This is a genomic window from Brevibacterium zhoupengii (assembly GCF_021117425.1).
Classification (GTDB): Bacteria; Actinomycetota; Actinomycetes; order Actinomycetales; family Brevibacteriaceae; genus Brevibacterium; species Brevibacterium zhoupengii.
The window spans coordinates 637,244-657,813 of the sequence record NZ_CP088298.1 but is presented as its reverse complement, the minus strand read 5'-3'; the positions used below and the strand labels follow the sequence as shown (position 1 = coordinate 657,813).

General features: G+C 62.0%; 15 protein-coding genes. 8 read left to right on the top strand and 7 right to left on the bottom strand.

The annotated features are described in order from the left end of the window. The first annotated feature begins 14 nt into the window (after nt 1–14). On the top strand, nt 15–968 hold the full coding sequence (locus tag LQ788_RS02930; RefSeq protein ID WP_231445122.1) for a LysR family transcriptional regulator: 954 nt from the start codon (nt 15–17) through the stop codon (nt 966–968). Between the two features lie 354 nt (nt 969–1,322). Here LQ788_RS02930 and LQ788_RS02925 read toward each other — a convergent pair whose 3' ends face one another. Together LQ788_RS02925 and LQ788_RS02920 are read right to left on the bottom strand one after the other, a co-directional pair. Beyond that, complete coding sequence (locus tag LQ788_RS02925) at nt 1,323–3,113, bottom strand: AIPR family protein (RefSeq protein WP_231445120.1); 1,791 nt, start codon at nt 3,111–3,113, stop codon at nt 1,323–1,325. A 693-nt stretch (nt 3,114–3,806) separates the two neighbouring features. Then, a complete protein-coding gene (locus LQ788_RS02920; RefSeq protein ID WP_231445118.1) occupies nt 3,807–4,790 on the bottom strand; it encodes an LLM class flavin-dependent oxidoreductase in 984 nt (327 codons plus the stop codon). A gap of 199 nt (nt 4,791–4,989) precedes the next feature. Here LQ788_RS02920 and LQ788_RS02915 point away from each other — a divergent pair, with 199 nt between their 5' ends. Together LQ788_RS02915 and LQ788_RS02910 are read left to right on the top strand one after the other, a co-directional pair. Then, a complete protein-coding gene (locus LQ788_RS02915; RefSeq protein ID WP_231445117.1) occupies nt 4,990–5,415 on the top strand; it encodes a MarR family winged helix-turn-helix transcriptional regulator in 426 nt (141 codons plus the stop codon). Next, nucleotides 5,408–6,799, top strand: a complete 1,392-nt coding sequence (locus LQ788_RS02910; RefSeq protein ID WP_231445115.1) for an MFS transporter — start codon at nt 5,408–5,410, stop codon at nt 6,797–6,799. The genes LQ788_RS02915 and LQ788_RS02910 overlap by 8 nt, the downstream gene beginning before the upstream one ends. Nucleotides 6,800–6,921: 122 nt before the next feature. On the opposite strand, the gene LQ788_RS02905 is transcribed toward LQ788_RS02910, so the two are convergent. Next, the gene (locus LQ788_RS02905; RefSeq protein WP_231445113.1) at nt 6,922–7,569 is read right to left on the bottom strand and encodes a copper resistance CopC family protein; all 648 of its coding nucleotides are present in this window, start codon (nt 7,567–7,569) and stop codon (nt 6,922–6,924) included. A 33-nt stretch (nt 7,570–7,602) separates the two neighbouring features. Beyond that, nucleotides 7,603–8,118: a low molecular weight protein-tyrosine-phosphatase gene (locus LQ788_RS02900; protein WP_231445111.1), complete on the bottom strand. Its 516-nt coding sequence runs from the start codon at nt 8,116–8,118 to the stop codon at nt 7,603–7,605. A 106-nt stretch (nt 8,119–8,224) separates the two neighbouring features. On the opposite strand from LQ788_RS02900, the gene LQ788_RS02895 reads away from it, so the two are divergent. After that, on the top strand, nt 8,225–10,171 hold the full coding sequence (locus tag LQ788_RS02895; RefSeq protein ID WP_231445109.1) for a M13 family metallopeptidase: 1,947 nt from the start codon (nt 8,225–8,227) through the stop codon (nt 10,169–10,171). Between the two features lie 230 nt (nt 10,172–10,401). Here LQ788_RS02895 and LQ788_RS02890 read toward each other — a convergent pair whose 3' ends face one another. Continuing rightward, nucleotides 10,402–11,916, bottom strand: coding sequence for a DUF1684 domain-containing protein (locus LQ788_RS02890; protein WP_231445108.1), 1,515 nt, complete (start codon nt 11,914–11,916; stop codon nt 10,402–10,404). 175 nt (nt 11,917–12,091) lie between these two features. On the opposite strand from LQ788_RS02890, the gene LQ788_RS02885 reads away from it, so the two are divergent. Further along, nucleotides 12,092–13,450, top strand: a complete 1,359-nt coding sequence (locus LQ788_RS02885) for a M18 family aminopeptidase (RefSeq protein WP_231445106.1) — start codon at nt 12,092–12,094, stop codon at nt 13,448–13,450. Then, nucleotides 13,450–14,046: a GNAT family N-acetyltransferase gene (locus tag LQ788_RS02880; RefSeq protein ID WP_231447305.1), complete on the top strand. Its 597-nt coding sequence runs from the start codon at nt 13,450–13,452 to the stop codon at nt 14,044–14,046. Before LQ788_RS02885 ends, LQ788_RS02880 begins: the two co-directional genes overlap by 1 nt. Nucleotides 14,047–14,452: 406 nt before the next feature. Here LQ788_RS02880 and LQ788_RS02875 read toward each other — a convergent pair whose 3' ends face one another. Both LQ788_RS02875 and LQ788_RS02870 read right to left on the bottom strand, forming a co-directional pair. Beyond that, on the bottom strand, nt 14,453–15,445 hold the full coding sequence (locus LQ788_RS02875) for a TAXI family TRAP transporter solute-binding subunit (RefSeq protein ID WP_231445104.1): 993 nt from the start codon (nt 15,443–15,445) through the stop codon (nt 14,453–14,455). A gap of 16 nt (nt 15,446–15,461) precedes the next feature. Beyond that, nucleotides 15,462–17,684 carry a TRAP transporter permease gene (locus LQ788_RS02870; protein ID WP_231445102.1) on the bottom strand — a complete coding sequence of 741 codons (2,223 nt, stop codon included), beginning with the start codon at nt 17,682–17,684 and terminating at the stop codon, nt 15,462–15,464. A gap of 274 nt (nt 17,685–17,958) precedes the next feature. On the opposite strand from LQ788_RS02870, the gene LQ788_RS02865 reads away from it, so the two are divergent. Together LQ788_RS02865 and LQ788_RS02860 are read left to right on the top strand one after the other, a co-directional pair. Continuing rightward, nucleotides 17,959–18,729, top strand: a complete 771-nt coding sequence (locus LQ788_RS02865) for an amidohydrolase family protein (protein ID WP_231445100.1) — start codon at nt 17,959–17,961, stop codon at nt 18,727–18,729. A 107-nt stretch (nt 18,730–18,836) separates the two neighbouring features. After that, nucleotides 18,837–20,567, top strand: coding sequence for an ABC-ATPase domain-containing protein (locus LQ788_RS02860; RefSeq protein ID WP_231445098.1), 1,731 nt, complete (start codon nt 18,837–18,839; stop codon nt 20,565–20,567). The last annotated feature ends 3 nt before the right edge of the window (nt 20,568–20,570 follow it).

Genomic DNA, 20,570 nt, shown 5'->3' with positions numbered 1-20,570 from the left:
GATACGCTATGGTCATGAATCTGGAACAGCTCGCGAGCTTCGTCGAGGTCGCCAACACGGGTCACTTCACAAAGGCCGCCGCCACTCTTCACCTGGCACAACCGTCGTTGAGTCGGCAGATTTCGACACTGGAGAAGGAACTCGGCTCCGAGCTCTTCCATCGCGCCCACGGACACATCAGTCTCACCGCCGCGGGCGAGACCCTGTTGCCGAGTGCCCGACGAATGCTCGCCGACGCCGAGGCGGTCCGCCGTGACATGGATGAGCTCGCGGGACTGCGCAAGGGTCGCATCCGCCTGGGTGCGACCCCGACGTTGTGCGTCAGCTTGGTCGCTGAGGCCATCAGCGGCTTCCATCACGAGCACCCCGGGGTCGAGCTCGAGCTCGTGGAAAAGGGCTCGCGAGAACTCATCGAGGCGCTGGGTGCCGGCGAACTGGACCTTGCACTCATCACGCGGACGCTGAGCCCGAGTGCGCAGATGCCCAGGCTGCGGATGCAGGGGGTACTCAGCGAGGACCTCGTGGTCATCGCCGCGGCCGAGTCACCTCGGGGCGGTGCTGACTTTCTGCCCGGCGACACGGTGACTCTGGCGGACGTTGCCGCACTCCCCCAGGTGCTGTTTCATCACGGATACGATCTGCGTGTAGCCACCTCGGCGGCCTTCGATGCCGCGGGACTGGCACCGAACATCGTCGTCGAGGGAGCCGAGATGGACGCGGTGCTGCGCTTCGTCGAACGCGGATTGGGGGTCGCAATCGTTCCGGCCATGGTCCTCGTCGACCGGCCCCGGCTGACCTCGGCACAGCTGCTGGAACCGAGCCTGTCACGCACGGTCAGCCTCGCCACCCGAGCGGACGTACGGCCGACCAGGGCCGCCTCGGCGATGGAGACAACGATCCTCTCAACAGCGAGAGTGCTGGCCGAAGAGGACACCGGACTGGCGGCGCATGTGCGGCTGGTTGGGTGAGGTCTCCAGCGGAAGCTGGACTGAGCTGATTCCACATTCAGTCCGAGCGAACTACCTTGTCTAATCTCATTTCACCCCGACATAGAAGTTCAATATCAGGTGTAGCCACTTTGGGTCTCATTAGAACCGAACGGGCGTGGACGCAGGCCAGTTGCGATGCCCATCAACTGATGGCGACTGAACCAAAAAATAACCGTCTAAGACTAACGTCAATCGCTCGAAACATATCAGCACAATTCGCTTTCGAAGACACAGCCACGAAATTAAGACGGATTTTCTATTTGCTGGAGTGTCCAGATCTTGCCCAACCTCTGGATATTGAGTCGCCGCGCTGAACTACCAAAGCATGTTTGGTCAAGCCGGTTTAACATTCGCAACCGCCTTAGCTCGCTCCAACATTGCTTCCTGGCTTCGCCTATTTCTAACATCGTCCTTGCGCAAGCTACGCCCTTCTTCGAGGGGCATCTTAAATACTTCTGTGGCCAGTTCTACGGCGGTCACAATAGCCGCTTCAATCTGCTCCGAGAAAATCTTTTCCGTAACGCGAAATTTTAGCTTCTTCGGACTCCTAAGCTTGCTCTTCGCCTGGTCGAAGTCCGCGGACTCAAACAGCGGCACAAGATTCGGATTGATCAGTGCGGAAACCACCAGCGCGATATGATATTTCGCCGCCTTGAGTGTTGATGATTCAGGGGTACGAGCAAAATATCGATCAATTCGATAGATGATCCAAGCCGCGTAGTAGTACGCTTCGACCGGGTAGTCATCCCAAACATAAGAGTCTTCCACTTCGAGGTCTTTCGGTGACGCAATCGCGCGGGAAGAGTCTCCGAAAAGCGTCGCCGCCACAGCCCGATTAAGCTCGGGCGTAGTGACAACCCGAGTCCGTGCAAACTCAAGTGAGGCACCACGGCCTTGCCGCTCGTATCGGAGACCATCTGCCCCGGTTTGAGCGAAGTACTCCTCGACATTCTTAGCAACTTGCGAACTCGCCTGAATGTCTGATGAATTAATGGCCGTCTGGAGATTGGTAGCGATAGCTACGCTAGTGCGAACTCCCGGATCCGTAGAGCTGACTATTTTTACCGGAATCCATAGATTGGTTAACAGCTCTCGGTCATACATCACTTCCTCTGTCTCCGCCCATCTGACCAACTGATGACTAGTTTGCCCACCGTTGACAACCTGGTAGCCCGAGATAAAGAATCGGTCCCCAAGCCCACGAAGTTCGGTAGCGATGATCGTCAGTCCGTTGTTCAGAAATGGGAAATGTTCCCTCTCTTCCGACTCCAGAGTATCCAGAATTCGACCGTTAACTGGATTCTGCGACCCAAGATCTAAACGAACGTTGTCGTCGAAGATCCCAGAACGGAATTCTCCTGAATCATCTTTTAGGAGCTTCATCAACTCGTAAGCGGAGACCAACCCGATGTAGGCTTCACTGACGCGCGCAGTGGCGGGGATTGTCTGACGTTTCTCGAAATTGAACTGGATGTTCTGCGGCCCAAATCGTTCCTTCTGCTTCGCAGCGAGCTCTTCATGACCGTGTGTCCGCATTTCCAAACCTTCAGAGTAGGCACCGATTTCACGGATTCGTTCAAGTGCCTTCGTGACCTGAAGCTCAGACTGTGCGCTCTTGCCGTCCCTCGAACTGGTAGTGACATAGTAAAGTTCGCACGGAATGCGACTGTCCTGAAATTTGTCACCGTTCTCAGCAATCCGGTCAATAAGATTGCCAAGGTCCACAAGTCTCGGCGGCAGGCTGATGCTGCCAGGCTTCATTCCGTATTGCGTCACGGCCTCGACTCCGTGGAGAAATTTGGCGATGAGCTTCGAGTCGTAAGATTCGCTTGTCTTGGCTTGAATAAAGATCACCTTAGCGGAGTTAGTACTCTGCTCTACAATGAGTTCGTCGATCTCTTCTGGTTCGAAAACAATCTGCCCATTGACGACTATTGCACCGATGTCAATGCCTTCATCATTGCCACCGCCCAACACAGACCGCTCAATCGCTTGCACATCGTCGCGCAGATACTGAAAAAGATAGTTTGCCGATACATATCGCTCGAATAGCTCAGCCTCTGAGCCATCGAATCCGAAATCACGGGCAAATTTAGTGACGCGCTTGCTTGTTAGTGTGTGCACTCTATCTCCTATTAGCAACTGCAGGAACCTGCGCGGGTCCTTGGACGCTCTAAGCGCGGCGAGACTCTCGTTTAACGGATCATATCCCGGATGGCATGCAGCTGTTTGCCGTGAAAAGTTCATCCGATCCCTGCACACAATGTGTCGCGTATCTATAGCGCTTCCATACGCCCTACCGCCTGTACAAGCACGGAGTAGAGGGCCTCTTCATTCACAAGCATCTCAATGAGATGACGAACCTAGCCATCCTTCAAGACTCTGCATCCCTCTTTAGCCGTGCAATTACATACGATTGCGGGCAGGTTGCTTCGTATATGGGCATAAGGGAAGCCAGGCGAATGTCTGGTTGTGCACGGTACGGCCGGTGACTCCAAGCACGGCGCGCGTCCGGATCCCGGCTAGAAACGTCCTCGCTCCACCTACCTACGCAGCGACTTGCTCTCTTTGGACGACGTTATGGCATCCGGTTGTCGTCCAAGGAGCCGAGATGGATGCATTACTCCGGTTCATCGAGCGCAGGCTTGGAGTCGCGATCGTCCCGACCCTGGTCCTCGTTGACCGTCCCCAGCTGGGTTCAGTTGAGCTGGTGGAGCCGCGCGCGTCGCGAGAACATTCAGCCTCGCCAAGCGAGTGCCGACCGAAGAGGACACCGGATTGGCGGCACACGTGCGGCACGTGAGGCAGGACCTTTATTCAGAACCAAGCGTCGGCGAGCAGCTTGAGGGACCGCTCCGCCACTGCCGGGTCGTAGGCGTAGGTGACGGTGATGAGCTCGTCGGCACCGGTGCGCTCAACGAACTCCGACAGCTGACGGGTTGCCGTCTCCGGTGAACCGACAGCGCTGATTCGGAGCATCGGGCTCTCTCCGCCTCCGGCGAGTTCACTCGGGTCGACGGGTGGCTGGAGATGACGGCGGCGGCCGCGGCCGATGTCGGCGAACATCTGCTTCACTGTCGTGAACTCGCGCTCGGCCTCTTCGTCTGTCTCGGCCACCAGCACATTGATCCCAGCCATGACGTAGGGCTTGTCGATCTGTGCGGTAGGAGCCTCGGTGGTGAAGGATTCGCGGTAGACGCGGATCGCTGCATCGATCTGGTCGGGCGCGAAGTGAGAGGCCAGAGAGAACGGCAGCCCCAGCTGACCGGCGATCGCGGCACCGTTCGTCGTCGACCCCAGCACCCAGATGGGAACCTCGGTGTTGGCAGAGACAGCAGATTCGATGGGCATCGTATGTGCCTTGCCCTCGGAGCTGAACCAGCCCTGCATGTCATAGATGTTCTGGGCAAAGGACTGCGGTTCGGCCGAGGAACGGCTGAGCGCCTGCGCTGTCATTCCATCGGTGCCGGGCGCGCGACCCAACCCCAGGTCGATGCGATCGCCGTGAATGTTGGCCAGTGTTCCGTACTGCTCAGCGACCATGAGTGGAGCATGGTTGGGCAACATCACTCCGCCTGATCCCACACGGATCTTCTCGGTCACCGACGCGGCTTGGGAGATCAGCAGCGCCGTCGCACTCGCGGCCAGTCCCATGGTGTTGTGGTGCTCAGCGAACCACAGACGGCTGTAGCCGAGCTCATCGGCCAGGCGTGCGGCCTGCATCGAGGTGTCGATAGCTTCGCTGGCGGTGGATCCTTCACGGATAGGGACGAGGTCGAGAATATTCAGTGGAACGGACAAAGCGATGCGGTCCTTCGTTCGAGAAAGCAAAAAGTTCAGTTACCAGGGACAACAGCGGCTCGACGTGGTTCTATTCCGACTCTGCTGTCCCGTTGCAGTCGCGTTGCTGGTCCGTGCGCCTTAGCGCTTCCCGTGCCTCTGTGACCCTTCACTCCGAAATAGGCAAGTAGATTGATCAATTTGTTTGTACAATGAGGTAATGCCCGATCCGAACCTTGCTGCCGAGTTCCGCAGCGCGCTCCGCCCACTCATCCGCCGCTTCTACGCGGAACGAACGACCTCGCGAGGGAAATCCGGCATCCTCACTCACCTGAACGAACGGGGACCGGCCACGGCATCCGAACTCTCAGTGGCAGAGCGGATCACTCCGCAGGCGGTCGCCGTGGCACTGCGCGAATTGGAAGAGCTGTCGTATGTCACCCGGGCACGAGACGACATCGACCGTCGCAAGGTCCGCGTCCAGATCACCGAGACAGGGCGAAGCGCACTCGCCAGCGAACATGAGGCCGGTACACGGTGGTTCGCCGACGCGCTTGTCGAACATCTCGATGCCTCCGAGCGTGCAACGCTGTCGGCGGCAGTTCCCGTGCTGCGCAAGCTCATGCGGGAGTCCGTGGATGAGTGAGCCTCAACCAGGCGGTCGGCTGCTTCCCGCGCTCGTCTATGCGGCACTGTCGACGGCGATCGTCAGCTCGCTGGGCATGCTCCTCGTGCCGACGATCTCGACAGAATTCCACGTCTCGATCAGCGCCGCACAATGGATGCTCACGATCAACCTGCTCGTCGGCGCGATCGTCACCCCGGTGATGGGCCGCCTCAGCGACGGCCCGCATAAAAAGAGACTCCTCGTCGGCGCTCTCACCATCATCCTGGTCGGTTCAGTGGTCGCCGCTCTTGCCACGAACTTTGCCGTTTTCCTCATCGGGCGCGCCCTGCAGGGACTGAGCTACGGCATCGTGCCCATGACGATCGCACTTGCCCGCCGGTATCTGCCTGCGGAGAAGAGCACGCGCGGCATCGCCAGCCTGTCGGTGACCGTGTCGACGGGAATGGGCATCGGGTACCCCCTGACGGGACTCATCGCAGGATCGCTGGACTACCAGTTCGCGTTCTGGTTCGCAGCGCTCTTCGTCGCCACAGCCATGATCGTCGTGATCGTCGCCGTCCCATCGGGACCAGACACCCAAGCACCGCGAGTCCGCTTCGACGTGCCCGGTGCAACAGTGCTCGCCTTCGGGCTCGCGGCGCTGCTGCTCGGAGTCAGCGAGGGAGAGACCTGGGGCTGGGCGACCCCTGCGACCTTAAGCTGCTTCGCGGTCGCTCTCGTCTTGCTCACGATCTGGGTCCTGCTGGAGCTGAGGGTCAAGCATCCGCTGATCAACCTTCGGGTCCTCCGCAGCCCGGACGCACTCGTCGCGAACCTCACGGCCATCACGCTGGGCACAGTGATGTACATGGTGCTGTCGATCGGCAGCATCATCGCGCAAGCGCCGAGCGAGACCGGCTATGGTGTCGCCCTGCCGGTGTTCTGGGCCGGCTTCGTGATGCTGCCATTCTCGGTCGGCAGCTTCCTCGCCAACCGTCTTGTCCGGCATCTGACGAAGCGGATCCAGATGACGACCCTGCTGCCGCTGGGCGCAACGCTGGTCACCACGTCATCAGTACTGCTCCTATTCGCTCACACCGAACTCTGGGAAATCCTGATCGGAATGTTCGTCGTCGGAATGGGCGTCGGCACCACCTATGCCGCGATGCCAGCGCTCATCGCCCGCAGCGTGGCAACAGAGGAATTGGGCAGCGCCGTCAGCTTCAATCAGGTGCTGCGCACTGTCGGCGGATCCTTCGGCAGCGCGATCTCCGGGGCGGTGCTGGCCGCACACCTGGGTGCAGATGGCCATCCGAGCGGGGACGGCATCTTCCTGGCCCTCGCAATATCGGCGATCGGGTGTGTCGCGGTGCTCATCGGCCTGCTCGCCGACCGAGCGCGCGGCAGCTGCACAGCCGCCTGACGCATGCGGCCAGGCCAGCGCGTCCACGCCGCACTACCAGCACAGAGCGGGGCTCCGGAAGTTCATCACTCCCGGGGCCCCGCTCTGTGGATTACGTGCCCTGCACGCATCACGTCACAAACTCAGTCGCGCTTTGGACCGTCTCCCGAGTCGTCGTCCCTGGTGCCGGGCAGGCCCTGGGCCTTGCGGCGCATGAGGAGGACGACGATGACGATGATCGCCAGGCCACCAACAGCGAGCAGCACGATCATCGGAGTCGACATGCCGGAATCGCTTCCGGTCGACTCGCCGATCTCGCCGCGCTCTTCGGTGTCCTTGCTGGGCTCGTCGACGACGCCGCCGCCGAGTCCGGCCTGCGAGGACTGTTCGACCGAGCCGCCGGCGCCCTCGGCGTCAGCGATTGTGAAGTCGAAGTCACCGGAGATCGGGTGACCGTCCGAGGACACCACCCGCCACGTGACCTTGTAGTCGCCGGGCTTGAGGTTATCGGGCAGGGCCACGGTGAGCTTCTTGCCGTCTACAGCGAGCTCACCAGCGGAGACGTTCTTGCCGTCGATGACGACCTTGACCTCTGAGCCGACCTCCTGGACCTCACCGGAGAAGACCATCTCAATCCATTCCGGCTGCTGGTCGACCGTCGATCCGTCCTCAGGATTCGAGGAGACGAGCTGGTCGTGAGCACTGGCCGGGGCAAAAGCAAAGACACTCAAGGCAGCCACCAGCAGGGCAGCGAAGCCGAGCTTGAGGGCGGACCACGTGGTTCGAGTCATGTCAGTTTTCTCCTTCAACAATTACCTTCAGTATCACCGAGTCTGCTCGGCCAAAGAGTGCAGATAGTCTGTGATTCCCGGCACGGACACTTCAATTGTCTCAACAGTTTCTTCGAATTTCTTCAATTCCCCTGCCCACGGGTCCTCAACGTCCGGTGCCGGGGCATCGACGGCATCGTCTGAAGTCACTCGGGGATCGAATTCGCGCAGCATATGCAACCGCGGACGTACCTCGGCGGGGAGGTCTGCGATGAGGTTCTGCAGGGCACGGTAATGCCTGCGGGTCATCCCGATGGCCACGTCACGTTCGGCCAACCATTCGGACGTGATCTGCCGGGCGACATGATCATCGGTGCGGTACCCGGCCGTGGTCAGCACCCGCGCCTGGGTGGGGTCGATGGGGTTGCCGGCCTCTTCATCACTGATGCCGGCCGAGTCAACAACAGCCTCGGCGTCGTTGAGCTCCAGATGATGCTGGAGCACACGTTCGGCCGTGACCGAACGACAGATATTGCCCGTGCACACGAACACCACGGATGCCATCTTCATACGATTCTCCTGCTCGATCCGATACCCATAACTGTCGCGGGCCACCAGCGAATCCGCACCGGTGACACCTGGCCATTCTGTCTACTGATCACGATACTGTTGCACCATGACTTCTGAAACATCGAACGCCTCGGCGCGCCCTCAGGACGATCTGTTCCGCCACATCAACGGCGAATGGATCGACTCGTTCACCATCCCCGACGACCGTGCCGGCGACGGCGCCATGCGCGAACTCTTCGACACTGCAGAGACCAAGGTCCGCGACATCATCACCGCCGTCTCCGACGCCCCGCAGGAACCAGGCAGCGAAGGCCAGAAGGTCGCCGACGTGTTCTCCTCGTTCATGGACCTCGACCAGATCAACTCACTCGGCGTCACTCCCCTGGACTCCTCCTTCGCCGCCATCGACGCCGCCGAGGACAAGTCCGAATTGGCCAACCTCCTCGGCCGCCTCGAGGTCGAAGGCATCGGCGGCGTGCTCGGCGGCTACGTCACCGCCGATGCGAAGGACTCCGACATCTACGCCCTCTACCTCGACCAGGCCGGGATCTCCCTGCCCGACGAGGACTACTACTTCAACGACGACCACGCCGAGGTGCGCGTGAAGTTCGTCGAGCATGTGAAGAAGATGTCCGCCCTCGGTGGGATCGGGACCCGGAGCAACATCTCCGACGCCGAGGTGGCCGCCAAGGTGATGGCGTTCGAAACCTCCCTGGCCCGCCACCATTGGGACCGGGTCGCCTGCCGTGACGCGGAGAAGACCTACAACAAGGTCACCCTTGATGAGCTGCGCGAACTGGGGCCGGGCTTCGACTTCGACTCCTGGTTCTCGACCCTGACCGCCGATGCCGACGACGAGCTGACCTACCTGGTCATCGGCCAGCCCTCCTTCGTCACCGGAATGGCCGAGGTGTGGGAGCGCACCGACATCGAGACCATCAAGATCTGGCTGCGCTTCTCGGTCCTCTCCGCCACGGCCTCGCTGCTGACCGACGAGATCGTCGAGGAGAACTTCGACTTCAACGCTCGCACCCTCTCGGGCACCCCTGCCCTGCGGGAGCGCTGGAAGCGCGGTGTCGGACTGGTGCAGGGCCTCCTCGGCGAGGCTGTTGGCAAACTCTACGTCGCCCAGGAATTCCCACCGGAGGCCAAGGACGCCATCGACCATCTCGTGGCAATGCTCATCAAGGCCTACGACAAGTCGATCAACGAGCTCGATTGGATGAGTGAGGAGACGAAGAAGAAGGCCCTGGTCAAGCTCTCGAAGTTCACGCCGAAGGTCGGCTATCCCGAGGTGTGGCGCGAGTACCCGGCCGCAATCGATTCCTCGGATCTGGTCGGCAATGTCCGCCGCTGCGCCCGCGCCGAGCATGCGCGTCAGATCAAGCGCATCGGCAAGGAGATCGACCGCACCGAATGGCTGATGACGCCGCAGACCGTCAACGCCTACTACCACCCGGTGATGAACGAGATCGTCTTCCCGGCCGCGATCCTGCAGCCGCCGTTCTTCGACGCCGCCGGTGATGTCGCGGCGAACTTCGGTGCCATCGGCGCGGTCATCGGCCACGAGATCGGCCACGGCTTCGACGACCAGGGCTCACGCTATGACGGCGACGGCAACCTCGTCGACTGGTGGACGGCCGAGGATCGGGAGCGCTTCGAGGAGCGCACCAATGCCCTCATCGCCCAGTACGAGGCACTTGTTCCCGCCGGTCTGGACGAAGCGCAGCACGTCAACGGCGCACTGACCGTGGGCGAGAACATCGGCGACCTGGGCGGACTGTCCATCGGCTGGAAGGCCCTCGAGCTGGAGCTCGGTCGGGTGCCGTCAGCTGATGAGGCCGCGACATTCTTCGAAGCCTGGGCGAAGGCCTGGCGGGCGAAGATGCGCACTGAGGAGCGCGTGCGTCGGCTGAGCATCGACCCCCACGCCCCGGAGGAGTTCCGCTGCAACCAGGTCGTGAAGAACATGACCGCCTTCCATGACACCTACGGCGTCACGGAGACCGACGGCATGTACCTCGCCCCCGAGGAGCGCGTCACCATCTGGTGAGTAGGGTGCTGATAGGCAAGGCCAGTGAGCATGCTGCAGAGCTGGCCAGCTAGATTGACTCGCTGAAACTACCTGACGGCGGCTCGGACACTGCGAAGTGTCCGGGCCGCCGTCTGTTTGTGCAGCCAGCAGCAACGGTGGCCGCTAAACCGCTCCGACGTCACTGATGACGCGCGGCGCCGGGCGCGTTTAGTGACGTCGCGGAGTTTTAGGGTGAGTGGAGCGGCGCTTCAGCGGTGCTGGCGGATGAGGCTGACCACGCGGAAGTCGAACTCTTCCCAACTGTTGATCGGGGCATCGGACTCCATCGCGGCTTCGAAGTCCTCGATCTCAGCGAGACTCGACTCCAGCGGAATGTCATAGGGCATCTCGATGTAGAGGAGTCCGCTCGCATCGGTGTGCACGACGTCGAATCCGGCGTTCTTGGGCGTGAGCTCATTGTTCATCACGATGAGCAGTTTGCCCTCGGTGCCCGCGTACTCTTCTTCGATGCCGTCGACGTAGCCTTCGGACTCGCGCAGCTCGCGCTGGGCTCGGATGACGAACTCGGCATAGGCGCCGATGCCGATCACGGGGATGCGGGAGGTCAGAGCCTCGGTCGCGACCTTGACCAGGCGCGACCTCGCCTTGCGCGTCAGCGGCGCAACTTCGCCTCCGGACATGGCGACGCCGTCGAAGCCGACCAGCGACAGGGCACTGTGTTCGTGATTCGGGTTGAGCAGGGTGATGTCGAGTCCGAAGCGGTCGTACCACGGCCGGGTCACTTTGGCGCTCTCCTCGTCCCACCAAACGTAGAACAGGAACGGCACGTTGATGCCGGCCTCCGAGAAGTAGAACGGCGGGGTGCGCTCGCCCGCGGTGACTTCGAAGGGAACGACGTTGCCTTCGATCGGGGCCGGGCAGGTGGCGAAGGCGGTGAACGCGAACGGGTAGTTCACGGCCCTGTTGAAGTCGACGACCAGTGAGCCGTCATGGTTCGGGATGCCCAGGTCCAGCGTTCTCCACGCGGGTGTGGAGACGCCGTTCGTGGAGTCGTGGAAGTCCAGCTGCAACCCGCTGGCCGGGTTGCCTGTGGCCAGGAGTGTCACCTCGCCCGCCTCGCTTGTGAAGGACACGGTTCCGACTGCAGACGTTTGGACCTGCAGGTCATTCTGCGCTGTGTTGATCGTGTGCGCTTCGGGCTTGTCGAACGGAGTGAACTTGGCGAGGAAGACGAAGTTGGGGTTCGGGTCGAAGACGGGAACTTCGAAGAACTTGCCCAGCAGCGGCGATTTGGAATCGCGCACCCGGATCCCGATTCGGCCGGCACGGTCGATGAGTTCGTAGAGCACGCTGCCGACGGTGAACCACTGAAGGGACCCACCGGTGGGCAGCTTGGCGCTGAATCCGTTCTCTTCCACGCGCACCTCCGGCCCTGAGATCTCTGGGATCTTCGGCAGGATCGTGGTGTCGCTCGGCACCGAAGCCGAGCTGGAAGGAGACGCATCATTGGTGTTCGGGCCCGCCTCGGCGGACTTGCTCATGAGGTCGAAGGTCGCGGCAGCAGGACCGGCTTTGGTCCCGGGTTCAAGGGCCACGCTGACCCAGCCATCGTCGTCAATGGTGAAGGTGCCGGGGGCCTCGGGCCAGGTCGTCGTCTCTTCGAGCCAGTGCAGACCGGACACGCTGAGCCAGCCGAAGGGAGTCGCCAGTGCCGAGTTCCTAGAATCCCGCCAGGTGTTCCATTCGGTCACGAACTGGTTCACTTCGAACACTCCTTGCATTGCGTTACTTCTCGGCGCTGGTACTCGGGCGATGGATGACGAAGCCCGAGCGGTCGATGGCTCCTGTGACACTGGCCCCTCACCCGCCGACGTGTCGACCCGGATTCGAGAACAATGCCCTTGTGGCCAAAGCTACCGCAAACGATAGGCTGTGGAAATGAGTACATCGCCCGTGAGATCACGTACGAAAACCCAGGTCGCAGCCGATCTGACAGACTTCATCAGTTCTTCTCCCAGCTCCTATCATGCCACCGCCACGGCGGCTGCACGATTGGAGGCCGCAGGTTTCTGCCGACTCAATGAGCGCGAGATCTGGTCTCTCGAGCCAGGTCAGGGCCACTATGTCATTCGCGACGGTGCGATCATCGCATGGCGGACTCCGGCAGGCAAAGCCGGCGACTCTGTGGCTGACTCGAGTGAACAGTCCGATAACTCGGGTGGACGCTCCGCCACGATTCCCGGCTTCCGCGTTTTCGGTTCTCACACGGACTCCCCAGCCTTCAAGCTCAAGCCCGGCAATGAGTTCACCACAGAGGGAACCCGCCAGATCGGCGTCGAGATCTACGGCGGTCCGCTGCTCAATTCGTGGCTCGACCGAGAACTGGCGTTGGCCGGGCAACTCAGTCTCGACGACGGCTCCGTCGTCCTCGCTACGACCCCGCCGATTGCGCGCATCCCGCAGCTGGCCATCCACCTCGACCGTCAGGTCAACGACGGTCTGACGCTGGACAAGCAGCGTCACACCACACCGATCATCGGCCTGGCAGATCTCGCCGAAGCCGATGTCATCGAGATCCTCGCCGCCTCCGCCGAGGTGGATCCTGAGCAGGTCGTGGGACACGACGTCTACACGATCCCCGCCCAGTCCCCCGGGCTCTTCGGTGCCCAGGAAGAGTTCTTCGCGGCGCCGAGGTTGGACAACCTTCTGTCCGTCCACGCCGGGGTCAACGCTCTGGTCGACGTCGATGCTGCGTCCTTGGATTCCATCGCGCTCTTCGCCGGATTCGACCATGAGGAGATCGGGTCGAACTCACGCTCCGGTGCCTGCGGGCCGTTCCTCGCCGACGTCACCGAACGCATCATCGCCTCCCTATTCCCGAACTCGTCGCGCAGCGAGTACCTGACTGCACTCGCCTCGTCGATCTGCGTGTCCTCGGATGCCGGGCATGCAGCCCACCCGAACTATCCGGAACGTCACGACCCTCATGTCCGGCCCCACCTCGGCGGCGGTCCCCTGCTGAAACTCAACGCCCAGCAGCGCTATGCCACGGATGCTGTGGGCACCGCGGCCTGGTCACGGGCGTGTGCGGCGGCTGGCGTCGAGTACCAGAACTTCGTGTCGAACAACGCGATGCCCTGCGGATCGACGATCGGCCCCCTGACCGCGACCCGCCTGGGCATGACCACCGTCGATGTGGGACCGGCCCTGTACTCAATGCATTCGGCGCGCGAAATGGTCGCCATCGACGACGTAGTGGCACTCGGTACTGCCGCGAAGGCGTTCCTGCAGGGGTGATGTTGCCGCAGGAGCTGCCGGTGTCGCCGGGAGAATGGCCGCGCAGCGTGGGGCCTCTCACGCTGTCTCTGCCTGATCCTGCGGGCATCGATGCGGTCCTGCGCTGGCGCAATGATCCCTCGGTGACGCAATGGCTGATTCAAACGCGCGTCGACCCCGAGTCGTTGAAGCAGGAATGGCTGAGCAGCCTCACCATCCCCTCGCAGCATGTTGTCATCGCTCGACTCGGTGATGAGGTGGTTGCGTCGGGGTCACTGTGGATCGTCGACGGTATGGGCCAGGTCCATGGAGACCCCGAGGCCTACAGCAACCGAGAGGCAGGCATCGACTATCTGGTTGACCCTCGTTTTCGCGGTCGCGGCTTCGCCTCCCTGATTGCCCAGACGATGCTGGGCCTGGCCTTCGACGAACTTCACCTGCGTCGAGTAGCCGCAGGCTGCTTCGCCGACAATCTTGCTTCTAGGCGCATCCTCGAGAAGTCGGGCATGCGGCTCGAACAGTACGGAGTCCGTGACTCCTGGCACGCCGACCATGGTTGGCTCGACGGATGCACCTACGCGATGCTCGCCGAGGAGTGGGCCTCACCGCAGGCATAGCTGCTGCGCCCCGGGTCCACTCCGCGCCCACACGCAGTTACTGACCGGTCTAAGTTCCATAGCCCCGCTTTGAACATGGGCTATGAAACTTCGATCGATCCCTTTCCGATTTCCCGAGGAGTTTCACCCAGTCTGAACTCCCGTGGGGTTCCGACCCCGCGCAGCTGAATCTTGCGGAGCTTCGATCCCACGGGGCACGGTTGCCAGCCACGCTCAAATGAACAGGTTGCGGAACAGTACACGGGTTGCAACCTATGTACTGTTCCGCAACCTGAAGTGGCTACGCGAAACGACTCCTTGTTCCGCAACCTGACGCTGTCGCCGGAAGCTTCCGGCTCAGCCCAATCGGTGAGCGACCAATTCAGCCCATCCGGTGGGAGGCCGAAGCCCTCACGACGACCCGAACTTACTTGTTCAGCTCATCCAGGGCCTTCTGCGAACCCGGGTGGAGTTTGATCGGATCGGGCGCCTCGGCGGTGTCAAGTTTGATGTCCTTCGCCGCTGCGTGGACCTTCTCCAGATCGGCCTTCTTGTCATAGACCAGCTTCGTCAGCGCACACGCGGTGCCTTCGTCCATGTCGTTGCGGACCATGAGGACGTTGGGGGTGGCGATGGTCTTGACGGCTTTGACGCCCTTGTAGGTGTCGGCGGGGATCTCGTCGACCTCGTAGACCGGGTTGATCTCCTTCATCGGAGCCTCGAGCTTGGAGATGTCGAGGATTTCGACGTCCTTGCCGTTGGAGGTGAAGAGGTCGGTGACGCCGGCTGTCGGCAGTCCGCCGGACCACACCATGCCGTCGATCGTGCCGTCCTTCATTCCGTCGACCGTCTTGGTCAGGTCGAGGCGCTGGGTGGTCACGTCGCCCTCTTTGAGCCCGGCCGTTTCGATGAGACGGTTGGCGATGACCTCGGTGCCCGACTTCGGTGAGCCGGTGGAGATCGTCTTGCCCTTGAAGTCCTTGACGGACTTGATGTTCGCGTCCTTGCGCACGACCACGTGTGTGAAGTTCGAGTAGATGCGGGTCAGGGCCGAGATGTCCTCGGGCTGCTTGAAGTCGGCATCTCCGTTGACGGCGTCGGCTGCGGTATCGGCGAGCGAGAACGCGATGTCGTAGTCCCCGGATGCCAGCTGCTGCAGGTTCTGCACGGAGGCGCCGGTCTCGGCCGCGGTGGCCTTGAGGTCGGTATTGTCGGAGATGATCTGCGCCAGTCCGCCGCCGAGGACGTAGTACACGCCCGTCGAGTTACCTGTGGCAACCGTGATCTGTCCCGAGGCCGCGGTGCAGTCGCCACCTCCCTCGCCTGCCGGTTTGGCTTCCTGCTTACCGCCGCATGAGCTCAACGCCAGCACCGCGGCAACGGCTGACGCCGTGATTGTGAACATCCTTGTTCGCTTCATGGACTTCGTCCCTTTCTCAGTTGGACTCGGCCGGAGATCCGGTCGAGTGTGTTTCGGTGGATCCGATACCGCTGGTAGTCGCCGAGGTGGTTCTCGGTTTGCGACGCAGCAGCAGGTGGACGATGACGGCGAGGATGAGAGCGGAGAACCCGATCATCATCGACATGGGCTGGAGGTAGAGCAGGGCTCCTGCGGCGATGAAGCACAGGATGCGCTCGGGCCAGCCCGCTCGGCGGATGATCCAGCCACCGGCACCGGCGGCGAGTGCGGCCACGGCGAAGGCGGAGACGAGCCCGGTCCACACTGCGCCGATGAAACCGCCCTGGGCCACGAGGCTGGCACCTTCGGGCGTGAAGGTGAAGGCCAGCGGGACGAGGAAGGCGGGGATCGCATACTTGCAGGCCTGCCACATGGTTGCGATGACCCGACCGCCGGTGATCGCTGAGGATGCGACGGCCGCCAGAGCGGTCGGGGGTGAGACCTCGGATAGGACCGCGTAGTAGAAGATGAACATCGCGGCGGCCGCCTCGGGGACACCGAGTGAGATCAGCGCCGGGCCGACGATGACCCAGCTGATGATGAACGAAGCCGTCACGGGCACTGCCAGGCCGAGGATGGTCACGGCAACGGCAGCGAAGATGCAGGTGAAGATGAGGACCGCGGTCGGGTCTGTCGACAGTGCCTGGGCGCCCTTGATGAGGATGTCGGAGATGACTTGGCCGAGGCCGGTCTTCGTGATCGTTGAGACGATGATGCCCGCGGCCGCACACACGCTTGTCACCGGCAGGACCGAACGGATACCCGATGACAGAGCACCGTAGAAGACGTCCCAGATTGCGGCCAGGATGGTCTTCGGCTCGTTGAGGCGGGAGAGCACGATTTCGATGATTCCGAAGCCGATCCCGACCAGGGTGGCGTAGACGACGGCCTTGAAGGGTGCCATGCCCATGGAGAGGAAGACGACGATGATGCTCAACGAGATGAAGTGGTAGAAGCCCTTCTTGAGGATGGGCCACGCGCGCAGGCCTGGGGGTGGCGTGTAGTCGACCTCGATCTTGCGGGAGTCGATCTCGATGGCGAGGAAGATGCCCAGGTAGTACAGGAGGGTCGGGACCACTGCCCAGAGCAGGACGAGACCGTAGGAGACGTTGAGCAGCTCTGCGATGATGAAGGCCGCTGCGCCAAGCGTTGGGGGTGAGAGGATCGCGCCGATGCCGGAGGCCGCGAGCATTCCGCCTGCGTTCTCTTTCGGATACCCGGCCTTCTTCAGCACCGGCCAGGTCACGGCGCCCAGTGAGACTGCCGTGGCGGTGCCGGAACCGGAGACCGTGCCCAGGAGGAATCCGGAGAGTGCGACGGTGCGCCCGGGTGCGGCTTTCGATTTCTTGAATAGTGAGAAGCTGAGGTCGATGAAGAAGCTTGCGGCTCCGGTCTTGTCGAGGACGGCTCCGTAGATCGTGAAGAGGACGATGTAGGTGGCTGCGACGTCGAGGGGGATGCCGTAGAAGCCGGACGCATCGTTGTAGAGAGCGTTGACGATCTGGTCGAAGTTCTGGCCGGCGTGGGAGCCGGGCCAGCTGACCGGAATGTAGGCGCCGTAATAGCTGTAGAGGAAGAAGACGAGGCAGAAGATCGGCAGGATCAGGCCCGTGGTTCGCCGCGTTGCCTCGAGGACGAGGAGCAGGAGAACTCCGCCCATCATGACGTCGAGCGAGGTCAGCGAACCCTGACGGTTGAGGAATTCATTGAAGCCGCCGGAGAAGAAGGGCAGCACCGGGTAGGCGCAGGTGAGGAACGTGAGGACGACGAGGACCCAATCGATGATCGAAGGGTTGTCATTCGACCGACGCTTCGCCTTAGTTCGGCCAGCAGTCTTGATGGTGTCTGCTGTCGTGGTGCTGTCGACCGTGTCGGTGCCGTCGACGGCCTCGGCGGCGTCCGCTGCTTGGTCTGCGACGTCGGTCTTGCGTCCGAATCCTGGCCGATAGCAGATGAAGACAAGCGGTAGGACGAATGCCAGGAACCACATGAGGTAGTACTGGTTGCCCTGGGCCAACGGGAAGAAGACCTGCTTGAGCACGAACAGTGACACGACGAAGCACACGATCCCCACGCCGAGATCGAGCCGGCGGGTCAGGGTGCGCTGAGGAAGTTCCTCGTCGTACTGCGCGATCAGTTCGTCGACGTTCGTCTGCGGAAGTGGACTTGCAGGCGGCGCCTCGGAAGGTCGTCCGGACATCGTTGTCCTTTCAGATGCTCGGGCCGAAAAGCTCAAGCCAATTTGCTCAGGGCCTGTTGTGAACCACCTCACAATATACCGAGCGTCCACTCACCTTCCCCTCTAGCGTCCCGACCCGTGGTCATATTGTCGAGATCGTTACCCGCAGTACCGATAGTTGGGACGGCAGCGTCGACTTCCAAATAGAACGACACCTCGGGTTGCCTGCTCTCGTCCCAGAAACCACCAATTGAGATGAAACGTAACTTGTCGAATACGAGGGTATGTTTGAGCTATGAATTCCCCGATTCCGGTCTTCGACGCTCATCTCCACATCATCGATCCGAAACATCCTCTGGTCGAGAACAACGGCTATCTGCCGGACCCGTTCACGGTCGAGGACTACCTCATGCGCATCAGCGGCCTGGGCATCGCGGGAGGAGCCGTCGTCGCCGGGTCCTTCCAGGGGTTCGATCAGTGCTACCTCGTCGATGCTCTGAGTACGCTGGGCCCGGACTTCGTCGGCGTCACCCAGCTGCCCACCGACACCACGGATGAACGCATCCTCGAACTCGACCGCGACGGAGTGAAAGCGCTGCGCTTCAACGTCGCCCGAGGCGGCTCCGCGGTCCTGGACGACATGGAACACATGGCCCGTCGGGTCCATGACCTCGCCGGATGGCACTCTGAGCTCTATATCGATTCCCGCAGCATCGACGAGGACCTAGGTGACCGCATTGCCGGACTGCCCGCGGTGAGCATCGACCATTTCGGGATGCACCGCGACGGGCTGCCTGCCCTGCTGCGCTTGGTCGAACGAGGCGTGAAGGTCAAAGCCACAGGTTTCGGCCGCGTCGAACTCGACCCGGTCACCACGATGCGAGCAATCGTCGACGTCGACCCCTCGGCCCTCATGGTGGGCACGGACCTGCCCTCGACCAGGGCACCTCGACCATTCGAGAACGCAGACTTCGACATCATCCGAGACACTCTGTCACCCGACGAGCTCACCGCCGTGTGCTGGGACAACGCCGCCAAGTTCTACCTGGGGCGCGAACGCGACTGATCACGGCGGAAAGGTGCGCCTGGCAGTGGGGCCAAGGCGCGCCTGGCGCTCGCAGCCCATGCCCAGATCTTGGCCTCTGTTGACCTCGATCAAGTAGCATTCCACGGATGAACTCCCAACGATCGAATCTCGCCTCCACCCTGCACAGTCTCGATGGCCGCAGCTACGGAAATTACAAGCAGATCCGTGGCAGCTACGAGTTCGGGCCAGTCACCGTGTTCATCGACCGGGTCCAGGTCGACCCTTTCGCCTCCCCATCGAAGGTCCGGATCAGGGTCAACCGCGCCGAGGCAGGCTTCCCCACTGACATCACCACCGAACGGGCCGATCGCATCGCGGCCTCTGACTTCCTCCTCCGCGTCGGTGATTCGTTCCTGCACCGCACTAACCGACGGTCGATCATCCTCGGACGTCCGGGCCAGGAGGTGCTCGAACGCACCAATGTCGTCATCGACGATGACGGCTTCGAAGCACGCCTGCTCGTCAATCTCCCGGCTCGCGGCCGGCGCATCTTGGGCCATCAGGCAGCCGACATCCTCACCCGCGACGTGCCCGAGCTCGCTCAGGCCATGTTCGTCCACTCCAATCTGCGCGCAGATGATCTGCATGAGCACGTCCAGCTCCACCGGGATCAGCTGGAGCTGCAGAACCACCTCGGCGAGGAAGGTCTCCTCGCGTTCATCGGCAACGATTCGATCCTGCCGCGGCGATCCGGAGACTCGGACCTGCCGATGGATTCTCACGCTGTGGCGTTTACCAGCCCCAGCTCGCTGGAGCACACCGTCACGCTCTCGAGCGGACGCAGCCTCACGGGCATGGCGATCCCGCGTGGCGTCACCGTCATCGTCGGCGGCGGGTACCACGGCAAGTCGACGATCCTGCGTGCTCTCGAACGCGGCGTCTACCCGCACATCGCAGGCGACGGACGCGAATGGGTCATCACTGAACCCAGTGCCACCTCCATCCGGGCCGAGGACGGTCGCGCCGTGACCGGCGACGACATCTCGCCCTTCATCAACAATCTCCCATCCGGCACTGACACAGGCTCCTTCACCACAACGAATGCGAGCGGCTCAACCTCGCAGGCGGCCAACCTCGTCGAGGCCGTTGAGGTCGGTGCCCGTTCACTCCTCATCGACGAAGACACCTCGGCGACGAACTTCATGATCCGCGATGAGCGCATGCGTGCGCTGATCCCAGCCGATCGCGAACCCATCACACCGTTCGTCGACCGCATCCGCCCGCTGTTTTCCGAACGAGGGGTGTCCACGGTCTTAGTCGCCGGTGGCTCGAGTGCGTTCTTCGAGGTCGCCGACCACGTCATCGCCCTCGACGCCTACGTGCCGCAGGAGGTCACTGAGAAGGCGCATGAACTTGTCGGTGTGAACCCGGCAGATTTCGCGAGTACAAACCCAGCCGGCTCAGGCGATGACAAGTCCAACTCAGCCGGTCGCAGCGGTGACACGTTTGCGACACCTCGGCCTCGGATTCCGACGGCGAAGGCACTGCGCCCCAGTTCGAAGACGAAGTCGGCGAAGGCGAAGGGTCTCGGCCAGGTCCAGTTCGGCAAGGCATTCATCGACCTCAGCGCCGTGGCTCAGCTCGTCGATGTGCAGCAGACGGCGGGCATCGCCGAGGCATTGGAGTACATGGCAGAGATCTTCGACAACCGGACCTCACTGACCGAGGCCCTGGCCGAGATCGATGACATGCTCGATGCGCAAGGCGTCGATGGCCTGACCGGCAACCGCGACCATCCGGGACATGTCGCCCGACCGCGGGCCCAGGAGATCGCGGCAGCGCTTAACCGCTTCCGAGGGCTGCAGCTCGTCGAGTGACGC